Source organism: Escherichia sp. E13S3 (genome assembly GCF_004212325.1).
Taxonomy (GTDB): Bacteria; Pseudomonadota; Gammaproteobacteria; order Enterobacterales; family Enterobacteriaceae; genus Escherichia.
Map to the genome: position 1 here is coordinate 38,426 of NZ_RHJR01000016.1, position 14,124 is coordinate 52,549.

The following is a 14,124-nucleotide window of genomic DNA, read 5'->3' on the forward strand; positions in this document are numbered from 1 at the left end:
GAGCAGGTCAACTGCTATCAACAACAAAAAATGAGTTTTCCAATGGATGCAAAACAAACGCGGCAGGGCGTATTACTCGCTCTTGCCGCTTATTTTATTTGGGGTATCGCCCCAGCGTACTTCAAGCTGATTTACTACGTGCCCGCCGATGAGATCCTGACGCATCGCGTGATCTGGTCGTTTTTCTTTATGGTGGTGCTGATGAGCATCTGCCGCCAGTGGTCCTATTTAAAAACGCTGATTCAGACGCCACAGAAAATTTTTATGCTGGCAGTCTCTGCCGTGCTGATTGGCGGCAACTGGCTACTGTTTATCTGGGCAGTGAACAATCACCATATGCTGGAAGCGAGCCTTGGTTACTTTATTAACCCGCTGGTGAACATTGTGCTGGGGATGATTTTCCTCGGCGAGCGATTCCGCCGGATGCAATGGCTGGCGGTGATTCTGGCGATATGTGGCGTGTTGGTCCAGCTGTGGACTTTTGGTTCGCTGCCAATCATCGCGCTGGGGCTGGCGTTTAGTTTTGCCTTCTACGGCCTGGTACGCAAGAAGATTGCCGTTGAAGCGCAAACCGGCATGTTAATCGAAACTATGTGGCTACTGCCCGTGGCGGCGATTTACCTGTTTGCTATTGCCGACAGCTCAACCAGCCATATGGGGCAAAATCCTATGTCGCTGAATTTACTGCTGATCGCCGCCGGTATTGTCACTACCGTACCGCTGTTGTGTTTTACCGCCGCAGCCACGCGCCTGCGTCTCTCAACGTTAGGCTTTTTCCAGTACATTGGCCCGACGCTGATGTTCCTGCTGGCTGTGACGTTTTATGGTGAAAAACCAGGTGCCGATAAGATGGTGACTTTCGCCTTTATTTGGGTGGCGCTGGCAATTTTTGTGATGGATGCGATTTATACGCAGCGTAGAACGTCCAAATAAAAAATAAATATATTCTGAAAAAATATGCCTGCTCTTGCATGAGAGTGGGCATATTGCCATGCTGACAGGAGACTCACACAAGGATGTAAAATTTATGTTACGTATGTTTATCCCAACATCGAACGGTAAGATTTCCAGACGCCGATATATATTTTCCTTTATTTTAATAAATTTCATTTTTGCCTTTCTTATTGTTTTTTTTAACGATGGGGAAGCTGGTTTTCTTGTTATAGTCTCTACCATCGCACTCCATTATCTCGTCATCAACATGAATTGCCAACGACTCCGTGATAGTGGTTTCATATATATAAAAACTTATGTTTTTGGTACATTGGCAGTATATATTATCTCTATCATCACAATGATAGCCGAAGATTTTGCCTGTTCAGGCAATGGTTCGATGATTTTTTTAATTTGCTACTTTTCCACTTTCAGTATGCTAATGCTTGCACCTACTGATTCATCAAAACAATAGTACGGAGTATTTATGAGTAAGGAATATATGAACGATGGTTCATTAAGTGAAAAATGGAAATATCGATTTAATTTTTATGATCAACATGGTTTTCCTGGATTCTGGGGGGCAACACCAGAATATAAAGCAGCATTTAAAGCATTAAAAGTAAGACAACGCTTAACTATTCAAATGAATTTCATTGCTTTCTTCTGTTCCTGGATATATTTATTTGTCCTGGGATTATGGAAAAAAGCAATTATAGTTCTATTACTTGGTATTCTATCTCTATTTGTTGGTGCACTAATTAGCGTTAACATTCTGGGAATTGCCGTAGCAGCCTATGTTGCTGTTAACACGAACAAATGGTTCTATGAGAAAGAAGTAAAAGGGTTAAATACCTGGAGTCTTTGAATAAGAGATGGCTTAGCCAGGCTAAGCCACCGCCTTCTTTTTACAACCAGTTCTTGCGCTTAAAGTACAGATACGGTGCCAGGCCCGCGAGGATCATAAAGATAATCGCTGCCGGGTAGCCGAAGCTCCACTTCAACTCTGGCATAAACTCAAAGTTCATCCCGTAGCTGGAAGCGACCAGCGTTGGCGGCAGGAACACGACGGATACCACCGAGAAGATCTTGATGATGCGGTTCTGCTCGATGTTGATAAAGCCCATCGCCGCCTGCATCAGGAAGTTCACCTTCTGGAACAAGGATTCGTTATGCGGCAGCAGGGACTCGATATCTCGCAGGATTTCACGCGCCTGCTCCAGTTGCCCACCCGGTAAGCGTGCTTTACGCACCAGGAAGTTGAGCGCGCGCTGGGTATCCATCAGACACAGGCGAACTTTCCAGCCGATATCTTCCAATTCTGCCAATGTGGAGAGTGCCTCGTCGTACTCATCGCCCTGACGCCCTTCCATAATCACCCGGCTCAGTTGCTCCAGATCGCTGTAGATGTTTTCAATTTCATCCGCTAACTGTTCGATTTTGGTTTCGAACAGATCCAGCAGCAGCTCGTAAGCGTTACCGTCTACCATCGACTGGCTGCGGGCGCGCATACGATACAGACGGAATGCAGGCAGCTCGCGTTCACGCAGTGTAAACAGACGACCATCGCGGATGGTAAATGCTACAGTAGAGTTACCGGCGTGATCTTCCGCATCTTCAAAGAAGAAGAAGGAGTGAATATGCAGGCCGTCATCGTCTTCAAAGAAACGCGCCGATGCTTCGATGTCTTCCAGTTCCGGGCGGGTTGCCAGGCTCTGGCCAAGTTCAGATTGTACGCGCAGTCGCTCGTCGTCATCCGGTTCGACAAGATCAATCCATACTGCATTTACAAGGGGTTGTGACTCTTCGACTTCCAGCCGGGTCAGTCGGTTATTTTCCAGTTGAAATGCGCTCAGCATGACCGGGACTCCCAATGCTTAAAATATCGGACAGTTCGGTGGGCACACAGAAACAAATTGAGTTTCAGACCATTAAACAGCCTGACTCAGCGCGACGGGAAAATTGAGGTCGCTGACAACCGCTAAGGCTATCAGCAAAAGGGGATAGCCTTAGGAGTTGATCCTGGATGACAGGATAGTGAGCCAGTATCTACTGGGTGTGTCCAAGGCGAATGTCCTCTTAGAGTGATCGTGCGCGCATGTTACGCCAGCAAAATTTTGCCGTCAACACGCAACGGAACACCACAGAACAATAGTTGAACTTCGCGCTTTTTGGTACTCGTCAAGGTCATTAACAGGATAAAAAAATCCCACATCCAGGACCTATAATGGCGCATCGGCTACTCATTGGTAAAGGAATGATCACCTTGAATCTCAAACGGATTTTTCTCGCCCTCACCTTGCTTCCCTTGTTTGCTGTTGCTGCTGATGACTGTGCGCTCTCTGACCCAACGCTGACTGTGCAGGCGTATACCGTTAATCCTCAAACCGAACGGGTGAAAATGTACTGGCAAAAAGCCAATGGCGAAGCGTGGGAAACGTTACATGCACTGCTGGCGGATATGAATAGTCAGGGTCAGGTGCAGATGGTGATGAACGGCGGCATCTATGATGAAAACTATGCGCCGCTCGGTTTGTACATCGAAAACGGTCAGCAGAAAGTGGCGCTAAATCTCGCTTCGGGGGAAGGTAATTTCTTTATCCGTCCTGGCGGCGTTTTTTATGTTGCGGGAAATAAAGTCGGCATCGTTCGTCTGGATGCCTTTAAAACCAGTAAAGAGATTCAGTTTGCGGTGCAGTCAGGGCCAATGTTGATGGAAAATGGCGTAATTAATCCGCGCATTCATCCCAACGTCGCCTCACGCAAAATTCGTAACGGTGTGGGGATTAATAAACAAGGGAACGCCGTGTTTTTGTTGAGCCAGCAGGGGACAAATTTTTATGATTTTGCCTGTTATGCCAAAGCGAAACTGGACGTCGAGCAGCTGCTTTATCTTGATGGCACGATTTCACATATGTATATGAAAGGCGGGGCAATCCCGTGGCAACGCTATCCTTTTGTCACCATGATTTCCGTCGAGCGGAAAGGTTAAGCATTGTACACTCGAGGAGGCCAGACAAACTGGGGCTGGCTACACAGCTGGAAAATCATCAGATAAATGAAGGGAAACAAAAATGAAAAAAACGCTCGCAACGTTATTTTTATTAACGTGTCTGGGATCATCGTCCGCTTATGCGGATAACGCTTTGATTTTACAAACTGATTTTAGCCTGAAAGATGGGGCCGTCTCGGCGATGAAAGGCGTCGCTTTCGGCGTTGACCATAATCTTAAAATCTTTGATTTAACCCACGAAATTCCACCGTATAACATCTGGGAAGGTGCTTATCGCCTGTATCAGACTGCCAGTTATTGGCCGCAAGGTTCGGTGTTTGTCAGTGTGGTCGATCCGGGCGTAGGCACTGACCGTAAATCGGTAGTGCTGAAAACCAAAAACGGTCAATACTTCGTTTCACCGGATAACGGTACGCTCACTTTGGTGGCGGAATCGCTGGGTATTGAGAGCGTCCGGCAAATCGATGAAAAAACCAACCGCCTGAAAGGTTCCGAAAAGTCATATACCTTCCACGGTCGTGACGTGTATGCCTACACCGGTGCGCGTCTGGCATCCGGCGCGATTTCCTTTGAGCAGGTGGGGCCTGAGCTTCCGGCAAAAGTTGTCGAACTGCCTTATCAGAAAGCGAAAGCGACAAAAGGTGAAGTGAAGGGCAATATCCCGATTCTCGATATTCAGTACGGTAACGTCTGGAGCAATATCAGCGACGAGTTATTGAATCAGGCGGGGATCAAACTCAACGATACGTTATGTGTGACCATTTCCGAAGGTTCCGAGAAAAAATACGAAGGGAAAATGCCGTATGTCGCCAGCTTCGGCGATGTGCCGGAAGGCCAGCCAATGGTGTATCTGAACAGCTTATTGAATGTTTCCGTGGCGCTGAATATGGATAATTTTGCGCAGAAACATCAGGTTGCGTCTGGTGCTGACTGGAATATTGATGTGAAGAAGTGCGCTAAGTAAGGTGCTGATGCCGGATGCGGCGTAAACGCCTTATCCGGCCTGGCGGGTGCAATTCTCGTAGGCCGGATAAGGTGCGCAGCACCGCATCCGGCAACGTGATCGTAAATTACACCGCCTCCAGCCGGGCGTAAGCCGCCACCAGCCATTTGATTCCCTGGCCCTGGAATGCCACCTGCAAACGGCTATGTTCGCCGCTGCCTTCCATATTGACGATAGTGCCTTCACCAAACTTAGCGTGGCGCACGCGCTGGCCGAGTTTGTAGCCGCTGTCGTTCTCGACCATCGGTGTACCCATCCGCTGATGGCTAACCGGGCGGCTTACCGTGGCGCGCAGGCGCACCTCTTCCACACACTCTTCCGGCAGCTCGCCAATAAAGCGCGAGGGGCGATGGTAAACCTCTTTGCCATACAGACGGCGAGTTTCCGCGTAGGTCAGCGTCAGTTTCTGCATCGCGCGGGTTACGCCAACGTAGGCCAGACGCCGTTCTTCTTCCAGACGCCCGCCTTCATCCAGCGACATTTGGCTTGGGAACATGCCCTCTTCCATACCAACGATAAACACCTGCGGAAACTCCAGACCTTTCGCCGAGTGTAGCGTCATCAACTGCACCGCATCCTGCCATGTATCCGCCTGCCCCTCGCCCGCTTCCAGCGCCGCATGGGAGAGGAATGCCTGCAGCGGCATTAAATCTTCGTCTTCTTCGTTGTAGCTGAACTGGCGCGTTGCCGTCACCAGCTCCTCTAAGTTTTCGATACGCGTCTGGCCTTTTTCGCCCTTCTCCTGCTCGTACATGGTGCGCAGGCCGGAGTCTTTAATTACCCGGTCAGTCTGTACATGTAGCGGCATATCGGCAGTTTCCTGCGCTAAGGCGTCGATCAGTTCCATAAACCGCTGTAAGGCGCTGGCAGCACGTCCGGCGAGGGCTTTTTCCTGCAACAGTTCACGACACGCTTGCCAGAGTGTTAACTGGCGATCGCGCGATGTTTGACGCACCACGTCCAGCGTCCGGTCACCAATACCCCGCGTTGGCGTATTGACCACGCGCTCAAAGGCCGCGTCGTCGTTGCGGTTGGCAATCAGGCGCAGATACGAGAGCGCATCTTTGATTTCCTGGCGTTCGAAGAAGCGCATCCCGCCGTAAATACGGTACGGCATACTCGCCTGCAATAACGCCTCTTCCAGCACGCGCGACTGGGCGTTACTGCGGTAGAGAATCGCGCACTCGGCAAGCGCCCCGCCGTTGTCCTGCCAGGTCTTGATGCGGTTAACCACAAAACGCGCTTCGTCGAGTTCGTTAAAAGCGCAATAGAGGGAAATCGGCTCACCGTCCGCGCCATCGGTCCACAATTTTTTACCCAAACGCCCGTTGTTGTTTTCAATCAGGGCGTTAGCGGCGCTCAGAATATTGCTGGTAGAGCGGTAGTTCTGCTCCAGACGGATAGTTTCAGCACCGGGGAAATCATTGAGGAAACGCTGAATATTCTCGACCTGCGCCCCGCGCCAGCCGTAGATTGACTGATCGTCATCGCCAACGATCATCACTTTGCCGGTATCGCCCGCCAGCAGGCGGATCCACGCGTACTGAATGTTGTTGGTATCCTGGAATTCGTCCACCAGGATGTTGGTAAAACGTTCGCGGTAGTGTTGCAGGATATGCGGCTTGTTAAGCCACAGTTCGTGGGCGCGCAGCAGCAGCTCGGCGAAGTCCACCAGGCCCGCGCGGTCACACGCTTCCTGATACGCCTGATACACCTTCTGCCAGGTCTGCTCCACCGGATTACCGTAGCTTTGAATATGATGCGGACGCAGGCCTTCATCTTTCTGGCTGTTGATGTACCACATTGCCTGGCGCGGCGGCCACTGCTTCTCGTCGAGGTTCATCGCCTTGATCAAACGCTTAAGCAGGCGCAGCTGGTCTTCACTGTCGAGGATCTGGAAATCCTGCGGCAGGTTGGCGTCCATGTGGTGCGCACGCAGCAGGCGATGCGCCAGCCCGTGGAAGGTGCCGACCCACATGCCGCCCTGGCTGGTGCCCATCAGTTGCCCGATACGATGACGCATTTCCGCCGCCGCTTTGTTGGTAAACGTCACCGCCATAATCGAGTATGGCGAGCAGTTTTCCACGCTCATCAGCCAGGCGATACGATGCACCAGTACGCGCGTCTTACCACTGCCCGCGCCCGCCAGCACCAGAAGGTTGCTGCGTGGCGCGGCCACCGCTTCGCGCTGTTTGTCATTAAGGCTATCGAGCAGGTAAGAAACGTCCATTGGCACCGCCGCGTAAAAATAGGTTGGGCGGAGAAGCGCAACGCCCTCCGCCAAAAAGCTGGGTATATATACAGATTTGCTGATTATATCAGCGAGGTCAGAGATGCCAACCGGGAAATTTCCAGATGCGGGAGTAAACGGCTGTCCCAGGTTTGCATCAGATCGCCATTTTCCGGTCTGATCCAACAGGCCTGCATTCCGCTGCGAATTGCCCCACCCACATCAGTGGTGAGATCGTCCCCGACATGTAAGATCTCGCCGATCGGCACGTTGAGTTTTTCCGCCGCCAGGAAGTACATATCGCTGAACGGTTTCGAGCGCCCGTGCGGGCCAGCGCGCAGCACAAACTCAAAATAATCTCCCAAACCAAACAGCTCCGGCTGGGCGTTACCGTTGGTGATCGCCACCAGCGGCCATTTCTTCGCCAGCTGTTTTAAGGTGTCGTGCGTTTGCTGCGGAACATCGATCCGGCTGCGCCATTTGGCAAAGTTGATCATTGCTGCGTGTGCGCCTGCACTGGCTTCTTCGGCACTCAGCCCGGCGTCGAGCATCGCTTGTTCAATCGAACGAAAACGCCAGCGCGTCACGTCGTGATAAATCTCGGGTTCCGCTTCCCGTACCGCCTGGCGCAGGCGTTGCAGATCTTCATTCTGGAAGCTGCGCAGCGCCGGATGATAATTTTGCACAAAGATAAGTGCTTCTTGCTCAGTACGTTGGATCACCGGACGGTTATCGTAAAGGGTATCATCCAGGTCAAAGGTGAGCGCCGAGATGCGCCCCAAAGGCCGGTAAAAACGCATTATTTCCCCCGTTTGGCGCGTGGATGCGCCGCATCGTACACCGAGGCAAGGTGTTGAAAATCAAGATGAGTATAGATTTGCGTGGTGGAGAGGTTGGCATGACCCAGCAGCTCCTGCACACCACGAAGATCGCCGCTCGACTCCAGCATATGCGTAGCGAACGAGTGACGTAATTTATGCGGGTGAACGTGGTTATTCAGCCCTTGTTTTATGCCCCATTCGGCAAAGCGTTTCTGCACATTACGCGCGGAGATACGCTTGCCCAGTTTCGACAGGAAAAGCGCGTCGTCTTCGCTGCCAAACAGATCGCGCAAATCAAGCCAGTGCTCAATCCACGCCACGGCGTTGCGACCAATCGGCAGGCGGCGCTCTTTGCTGCCTTTCCCCATCACCCACACTTCGCCGGACTCCAGGTCGAGGTGTTTGATATCCAGCCCCACCAGTTCGGAAAGACGCAGACCCGCGCCGTACATCACTTCCAGCATTGCCCGGTCGCGCACGGCGAGGGGATCGTTGATATCAATATCCAGCAGCCGATTCATATCGTCGACGTCGATATTCTTCGGCAGATGACGTGGCGCTTTCGGTGCCGAAACACCTTTTGCCGGGTTAGCTTTGAGTTCGTTCTGGCTGACCAGCCAGTCAAAAAAGCTACGTAGCGCAGAGAGGCGTAATGCGAGGCTTGCCGCGCCCAGCCCTTTACGGCGACTGCGTACAGCAAAATTGCGCACCATCGTCACATCACATTGCTGCCAGCTTTGCAGGCCGTTTTCGCTGGCAAAATTGATGATCGCCTCAAGCTGGCGCTGGTAGTTAAGCAGGGTTATCGGGCTAAGCTGACGCTCCACGCTCAGATAACGTAGATAGCGTTCTACATCGGTATGTAAATTGGTCATACGCGTTCAATCCAACGCTCCAGAAGCTCCGGCAACATCAGCGCAATTTCATCAAGTAACTGCGTTCCCTGCCCTTGTTGATAGTGATTAGCATCGCGGCTGGTGAACAGCACCACGCCTAAATCAGCATCGCTTCCCAGCATCGACATCGCCACCGATCCCACCGCTTTCGCTTCCGGTAGCACCACCAGCAACTCCGGCCCGTTAAGCGGCCCCAGATAATGCTGCTCCTGGCCCAGACGCTGAATACGCAGCGGTTCGAAAGCCTGACGGTTTAATGCCAGATGAGTATGGTTCGACGGCGCACCTAAGCGCCAGCGATCCGGAAACAGACGCACACTCGCGCCCGCCAGACCGAGATCGCGCGCCCAGCGGTGAAAACGCATCAGCATATCGTCGAGACTGCTGGCGGCGGTGAGACTGCGCTGCAGGTAGAGTAAGCGATAAAACAGGCCTTCGTTGGCGATAGCCTGTTCCATCAACAGCGACATGTTCTCTTCCAGAACATGAATATGGTTACGCGCGCGAGCCATATGCCATTCGACCAACGAAACGGTACCGCGTACCGGATGTGGCACACGTATCGCTTCTACTGCGCGCGCATTGCGGATAAAAAACTCAGGATTTTTAATCAGATAATCGACAACCGCCCGGTCATCAAGCTCCGTGAGAGTTTCCTGTAGTTCTTCCCCTGGTTGCTTCATAGATGAATAAATCCGTCGTAAACATGTACTGCCGGACCCGTCATATATAACGGATGACCCGGACCTTTCCAGGCGATATCAAGACGACCACCAGGGAGTTCCACACGTACTTCTTCGGCCAGCAAACCTTGTTGAATCCCTACCGCAACCGCCGCACACGCGCCGCTGCCGCAGGCCTGGGTTTCTCCTGCCCCACGCTCATAAACGCGTAAACGAATATGCTCGCGCTTAACCACTTGCATAAAACCGATATTGGCGCGCTCCGGAAAACGTTCGTGGCTTTCCAGAACAGGCCCCAGTGTTTCTACCGCCGCAGTATCGACATCATCGACCTGAATCACGCAGTGCGGATTTCCCATCGACACCACGCCACATAAGATTGTCTGCTCGGCGGCGCGCATAATATAGGTCTTTTCCGCTTTGTTAGCGCGAAACGGCACAGCGGAAGGTTCGAAGTTGGGCTCGCCCATATTTACGCGGACCAGATCATCATCGGTGACGGTCAGAACCATCCGCCCGTTGGCGGTGCTGACGCGGATATCGCGCTTATTGGTCAGCCCTTTCAGACGCACAAAACGGGCAAAGCAGCGCGCGCCGTTGCCGCACTGCGCCACTTCACTGCCATCAGCATTAAAAATGCGATAGTGAAAATCCAGTTCAGGATCATACGGCGGCTCAACCACCAGCAACTGGTCAAACCCTACCCCCAGGTGCCGATCCGCCAGGCGACGAATCAGTTCCGGTGAAAAAAAGACATTCTGCGTTACCGCGTCGACGACCATAAAATCGTTGCCAAGGCCATGCATTTTCGAGAACTGCATCATTTACTCCAATCACGCGGGTACAGAAACTGACTTTTAGTAATTCACCTGGGATGGACCATCGCCAGTGGCGCGGTCGTTTTTATCCGGCACCGTGGATTGCGTTTGCGTCTCTACCGGTTTGGTCGGCGGCGGTGCATTTTTATCTGCAGGCGGGAAATAGAGCGGACCTTTCAGACCGCAGCCCGTCAGGCTGAAGAGAGTAAGTAATACAGTGAGTGCCTTAAACACGTTTTTCATTATGGATTGCCTGTAAAGTTCATCGCTTTCTGCTTTCTATCATCGCAGGAGAAGGCGTAAAAGCAAGCGTTTAGCGACTCTTTATGAAGTCTGAAAAGTGAGGAAATGCTGCGAGTATAACGCTTACACGTGGGGATTTATGTTTTGCTGGTAGTTTCGTGATCGGCACCTCGCGCCAGGATGGCTTTATGCACTATCGCAATGTTGTTTGTTTGTTGTCTTTTTTAGTTCCGTCAGCGTGGGGATGCTCGCTCGGTGAACCTGATCATAATGTTTACCAGAAACAGGGAAAGGCGTGGTGTACCTGCGCCCTAATGAAGAGACAAATCTTTCGCTATACAGAGACATTATTATTCCGGTGACGGATGAATCGTGCCGGAACGCAGCCGCAGAGGTGCAAACTTTGAAGCCCTGACCCCATGCCGCTATACTGCCGCCATCACTTAAAAACAGGATACAACAATGAACGACAGTGAATTTCATCGCCTGGCTGACCAACTGTGGCTAACCATTGAAGAGCATCTGGACGACTGGGATGGCGACAGCGATATCGACTGCGAAATCAGCGGTGGCGTGCTGACCATTACCTTTGAAAACGGCAGCAAAATCATTATTAATCGTCAGGAACCGCTGCACCAGGTGTGGCTGGCGACCAAACAGGGCGGCTACCATTTTGACCTGAAAGGCGATGAGTGGATTTGCGACCGTAGCGGTGAAACCTTCTGGGATTTGCTGGAACAGGCGGCAACGCAGCAGGCGGGTGAAACCGTCAGTTTTCGCTAAGATTGCATGCCGGATAAGCCTCGCTTTCCGGCACGCTCATCACGAAAAATACTGCTGTAATAGCGGCGTATCGTGATCCTGGTTGGCAGGCGGCATGTTGCCAATAGATTTGGTGCGGAACGGAATCACCTGTTCGCGACCATCAACCTTCACAATCTGATAGAACTGCGGCAGGTTGAAGTTGATGAAGCTTGAGCCGTAGGTGAAGCGGTCGTGCGATGACGAGTAGAAGCGACTGACGTCACGCACCAGTTCCTCTTTGCTACCTTCGCAGTGGTGATACACCTCAACCCGGTTGCTTTCGTCGAGAATGTAGATATTAAAGCCATTCTCGTCTTGCGTTTCTTCGAAGAAAAACTGGATGATCCCTTCGCTGGCAAAGCCGTCCACCACCGCCGGTAATTTGATGTGATTGGTTTCAACCTGCACTGACAGGCCGTGCAGTTTGTTATGCGAAATAGCGCCATAAAACTCGATGGCGTTCTCCAGTTTCTGTACCGATACATTCAGGCGTTCGAAGAACAAGCCCCAGGTTTGACCAGAAACGCGCAACGCCTTGAAGCGTCCGGTTTCCTGACGGGTGCTGGAAAGACGCAGTTCAATACACTCAGAAACCAGTTGCTGCACGCGAGTACGGATTAAGCCGCGCAGATGCTGGCTGTAGCAGAAGACTTCCACGCTATCGGGCGGTGCGGCGTCCTGATGCATTTTGCCGAGAATGGTTTTCAGGGCTTCAATCATCGACTGCTCACCGTTGAAGTGCAGCGTACGCACTTCGTTCCACGAGTTGCGATACAGCAGGTCAACGCTACCTACCAGGCAATTTTGATTCTCGCCAAAGCTGAAGACATCCAGCTTACGGAAATCAAAATGCACCACCTGATTGCGGAACGCCGCTGTCGGGTCATATTCCAGGTTAACGATAATCGCCAGATGGCGGATCTCACACGGGCTGTAGAGCGCCTTCGGTGTCGGTGCTGGTAAGCGCAGCGGGAAATGGTGCGACACGTCGGCGACCATCTCCTGCAACTTCGGCAAGTCGACAACGCCGTTGCCTTTAATGTACAAACGGGTGCGCGAGGTCAGCAGGCCGTTAAACCATGCCCACGCCACCAGCTTATTCAGGTAACGGTTATATTCCAGCGGCTGATGGCTGATGATCGACTCAATATTTGGCGCGCGGTTATACAGATACCAACCTGAACGGTTAGCACGGCCCGGCGGTACATAAATAAAGGTCAGATTCGGTTCCGAGAGATCAGGTGAAATCTGCGGGTTTACCAGCGTCACTTTACCCGGTAATGCTTCAAACGCCGCGTACAGTTTACGCGTCAGCACGCCGATATCCTGCGGGCTGGCGGAGACGCTAAGGTTATTGCGGCGCGCAAAGCGGATCAGATTACGGTAGCTCTGCATCATTGCGTCGAGCAGCTCGTTGTGCGCCTCACGCACCTGATCTATCTTCCAGTTAGCGCGGTTATCGAGCATTGCCAGACGAGCATCGTCCCATTCCCACTCTTTCACCAGCTGGCTTAACACTTCACGACGCCAGCCTACGCAGGCGCGTTCACGGCTGAGTTTTTCGCACACTTTTAAATAGAAGCAGCGGCGTACTAAATCCAGACGGGTGAAATCTTCAATCGCCGTCAGGTATTCAGTAACACGCTCCAGCATCATGCAGTACGGATCGAGGCCAAACGACACAATCTCGCCGTCGTGCAAACGCTGTTTGATATCTTTCGCCAGCAGGCGTGGGTTCGGGTATTCCCAGGAATAGGCTTCCAGCAGCAGTGTCTTCAGCACCGCTTTGTACGGGGAATCGATACTTTTGTAGAGTTGCCAAAGGCTGGCACCAAAGTACTCTTCAGCGGAAAGCGAGCTTAAGCCGCCGAGATCCAGCCATTCATTTGGCGTCAGCACGCCCTGCGCGTAGAGCGTCATTACATAGTCATCGTAATGCTCTTCTTCGTCGCAAGGCACCATATTCCACAGAATACGCTTACCGGCGAGACGCACGGCGGTACGGTAAAATTCATCAAGTAGCAGTATATGCTGGGTGGAGCCGCAATCCTCTCCCCCCAGACTGCCACTCTCGTTGTGGCGGAAACGGTTTTCATCAATCAGGAAGAAGCTAACTTCCACCCCGAGCGAGGCGGCCCAGCTTTCCAGCAGGCTACATTTACGTTGTAGTAATTGGCGCTCTTCGCTATCGAGCCAGGATTGATGACAGACCCAGATATCCAGGTCAGAGGAACAACTTTGCCCTACGGACGAAGTACTGCCCATGGTGTATACACCAGTAATCGGAAGCTCGCCTTTCGGCGGGTCCTGTACTGACATTCCACGATACAGTTCAAGTTCGTTCAGGTAGTGGCGTTGGGTTTCATCAGGCGTGTAAAGGCAAATGCCTTTGGGAACGTTACCATCAAGGTAACCCGGCATTAGCGGATGGTGATAGTGCAACAATGTCGGCAGCAGACTGTAAACCTGTTGGAATGCAGGCCCCATGGCAGCAAGCGCGCGATCCACGCGCAATTGATTTATGGCATCCAGTCTCTGTTTCAGAGTCTCAATATAGAGGTACAAGACGTATCGCCTGATTTGCTACCCGTCATGTCTGTGATTCCGGCAACATCAACGGAAACACGCGGCATTCGGGATATTTCGTATGTCAAAGGTAACTGTTACCACTTTCCGCGCC

At 52.0% G+C, this 14,124-nt stretch carries 15 protein-coding genes and 1 pseudogene; 7 read left to right on the forward strand and 9 right to left on the reverse strand.

Annotated elements, in window-relative coordinates; translation table 11 throughout:
• Positions 1 to 42 precede the first annotated feature (42 nt).
• The 3 genes from rarD to D9597_RS15980 all read left to right on the forward strand — a co-directional run bounded on the left by rarD (position 43) and on the right by D9597_RS15980 (position 1,801).
• Positions 43 to 933, forward strand: a complete 891-nt coding sequence (gene rarD, locus D9597_RS15970; protein WP_000339104.1) for an EamA family transporter RarD — start codon at positions 43 to 45, stop codon at positions 931 to 933.
• Positions 934 to 1,027: 94 nt separating this feature from the next.
• Positions 1,028 to 1,408 carry a protein YigG gene (yigG, locus tag D9597_RS15975; RefSeq protein WP_276320016.1) on the forward strand — a complete coding sequence of 127 codons (381 nt, stop codon included), beginning with the start codon at positions 1,028 to 1,030 and terminating at the stop codon, positions 1,406 to 1,408.
• 12 nt (positions 1,409 to 1,420) lie between these two features.
• Entirely contained in the window at positions 1,421 to 1,801 is a 381-nt protein-coding gene (locus tag D9597_RS15980) for a DUF2628 domain-containing protein (protein WP_122224809.1), read from the forward strand.
• A 40-nt stretch (positions 1,802 to 1,841) separates the two neighbouring features.
• Here the strand turns inward: D9597_RS15980 and corA are convergent, their stop codons facing one another.
• Complete coding sequence (gene corA / locus D9597_RS15985) at positions 1,842 to 2,792, reverse strand: magnesium/cobalt transporter CorA (RefSeq protein ID WP_130209436.1); 951 nt, start codon at positions 2,790 to 2,792, stop codon at positions 1,842 to 1,844.
• A 150-nt stretch (positions 2,793 to 2,942) separates the two neighbouring features.
• Complete coding sequence (gene ysgD, locus D9597_RS23340) at positions 2,943 to 2,999, reverse strand: protein YsgD (protein WP_211180520.1); 57 nt, start codon at positions 2,997 to 2,999, stop codon at positions 2,943 to 2,945.
• Between the two features lie 161 nt (positions 3,000 to 3,160).
• Between ysgD and D9597_RS15990 the strand changes: the two genes are divergently transcribed.
• Together D9597_RS15990 and D9597_RS15995 are read left to right on the forward strand one after the other, a co-directional pair.
• On the forward strand, positions 3,161 to 3,925 hold the full coding sequence (locus D9597_RS15990; RefSeq protein WP_130223377.1) for a phosphodiester glycosidase family protein: 765 nt from the start codon (positions 3,161 to 3,163) through the stop codon (positions 3,923 to 3,925).
• Between the two features lie 82 nt (positions 3,926 to 4,007).
• Positions 4,008 to 4,910 (forward strand): S-adenosyl-l-methionine hydroxide adenosyltransferase family protein, encoded by a 903-nt coding sequence (locus D9597_RS15995; RefSeq protein ID WP_130223379.1) that lies wholly within the window; start codon positions 4,008 to 4,010, stop codon positions 4,908 to 4,910.
• A gap of 106 nt (positions 4,911 to 5,016) precedes the next feature.
• On the opposite strand, the gene uvrD is transcribed toward D9597_RS15995, so the two are convergent.
• From uvrD to D9597_RS16025, 6 genes are all read right to left on the reverse strand, one after another.
• Entirely contained in the window at positions 5,017 to 7,179 is a 2,163-nt protein-coding gene (gene uvrD / locus D9597_RS16000) for a DNA helicase II (RefSeq protein ID WP_130219513.1), read from the reverse strand.
• Between the two features lie 83 nt (positions 7,180 to 7,262).
• Positions 7,263 to 7,979 (reverse strand): 5-amino-6-(5-phospho-D-ribitylamino)uracil phosphatase YigB, encoded by a 717-nt coding sequence (yigB, locus tag D9597_RS16005; protein WP_130223381.1) that lies wholly within the window; start codon positions 7,977 to 7,979, stop codon positions 7,263 to 7,265.
• Positions 7,979 to 8,875 carry a tyrosine recombinase XerC gene (gene xerC / locus D9597_RS16010; RefSeq protein WP_130209428.1) on the reverse strand — a complete coding sequence of 299 codons (897 nt, stop codon included), beginning with the start codon at positions 8,873 to 8,875 and terminating at the stop codon, positions 7,979 to 7,981. Before xerC ends, yigB begins: the two co-directional genes overlap by 1 nt.
• Positions 8,872 to 9,579, reverse strand: a complete 708-nt coding sequence (locus tag D9597_RS16015) for a DUF484 domain-containing protein (protein WP_130219517.1) — start codon at positions 9,577 to 9,579, stop codon at positions 8,872 to 8,874. Before D9597_RS16015 ends, xerC begins: the two co-directional genes overlap by 4 nt.
• A complete protein-coding gene (dapF, locus tag D9597_RS16020) occupies positions 9,576 to 10,400 on the reverse strand; it encodes a diaminopimelate epimerase (protein ID WP_001160654.1) in 825 nt (274 codons plus the stop codon). Before dapF ends, D9597_RS16015 begins: the two co-directional genes overlap by 4 nt.
• A 36-nt stretch (positions 10,401 to 10,436) precedes the next feature.
• On the reverse strand, positions 10,437 to 10,640 hold the full coding sequence (locus tag D9597_RS16025; RefSeq protein WP_000799889.1) for a lipoprotein: 204 nt from the start codon (positions 10,638 to 10,640) through the stop codon (positions 10,437 to 10,439).
• A gap of 158 nt (positions 10,641 to 10,798) precedes the next feature.
• Here D9597_RS16025 and D9597_RS23195 point away from each other — a divergent pair.
• A pseudogene (locus D9597_RS23195) lies at positions 10,799 to 10,977 on the forward strand (DKNYY family protein); the annotation flags it as partial.
• A 125-nt stretch (positions 10,978 to 11,102) separates the two neighbouring features.
• Positions 11,103 to 11,423 (forward strand): iron donor protein CyaY, encoded by a 321-nt coding sequence (gene cyaY / locus D9597_RS16035; protein ID WP_130223383.1) that lies wholly within the window; start codon positions 11,103 to 11,105, stop codon positions 11,421 to 11,423.
• A gap of 39 nt (positions 11,424 to 11,462) precedes the next feature.
• On the opposite strand, the gene cyaA is transcribed toward cyaY, so the two are convergent.
• Positions 11,463 to 14,009: a class I adenylate cyclase gene (gene cyaA / locus D9597_RS16040; RefSeq protein WP_130223385.1), complete on the reverse strand. Its 2,547-nt coding sequence runs from the start codon at positions 14,007 to 14,009 to the stop codon at positions 11,463 to 11,465.
• Positions 14,010 to 14,124: the final 115 nt, after the last annotated feature.

Coding starts and splice junctions, on each gene's coding strand:
- rarD (WP_000339104.1), top strand. CDS start 43: ATGGATGCAAAACAAACGCGGCAGGGCGTATTACTCGCTCTTGCCGCT.
- yigG (WP_276320016.1), top strand. CDS start 1,028: ATGTTACGTATGTTTATCCCAACATCGAACGGTAAGATTTCCAGACGC.
- D9597_RS15980 (WP_122224809.1), top strand. CDS start 1,421: ATGAGTAAGGAATATATGAACGATGGTTCATTAAGTGAAAAATGGAAA.
- corA (WP_130209436.1), bottom strand. CDS start 2,792: ATGCTGAGCGCATTTCAACTGGAAAATAACCGACTGACCCGGCTGGAA.
- D9597_RS15990 (WP_130223377.1), top strand. CDS start 3,161: ATGGCGCATCGGCTACTCATTGGTAAAGGAATGATCACCTTGAATCTC.
- D9597_RS15995 (WP_130223379.1), top strand. CDS start 4,008: ATGAAAAAAACGCTCGCAACGTTATTTTTATTAACGTGTCTGGGATCA.
- uvrD (WP_130219513.1), bottom strand. CDS start 7,179: ATGGACGTTTCTTACCTGCTCGATAGCCTTAATGACAAACAGCGCGAA.
- yigB (WP_130223381.1), bottom strand. CDS start 7,979: ATGCGTTTTTACCGGCCTTTGGGGCGCATCTCGGCGCTCACCTTTGAC.
- xerC (WP_130209428.1), bottom strand. CDS start 8,875: ATGACCAATTTACATACCGATGTAGAACGCTATCTACGTTATCTGAGC.
- D9597_RS16015 (WP_130219517.1), bottom strand. CDS start 9,579: ATGAAGCAACCAGGGGAAGAACTACAGGAAACTCTCACGGAGCTTGAT.
- dapF (WP_001160654.1), bottom strand. CDS start 10,400: ATGCAGTTCTCGAAAATGCATGGCCTTGGCAACGATTTTATGGTCGTC.
- D9597_RS16025 (WP_000799889.1), bottom strand. CDS start 10,640: ATGAAAAACGTGTTTAAGGCACTCACTGTATTACTTACTCTCTTCAGC.
- cyaY (WP_130223383.1), top strand. CDS start 11,103: ATGAACGACAGTGAATTTCATCGCCTGGCTGACCAACTGTGGCTAACC.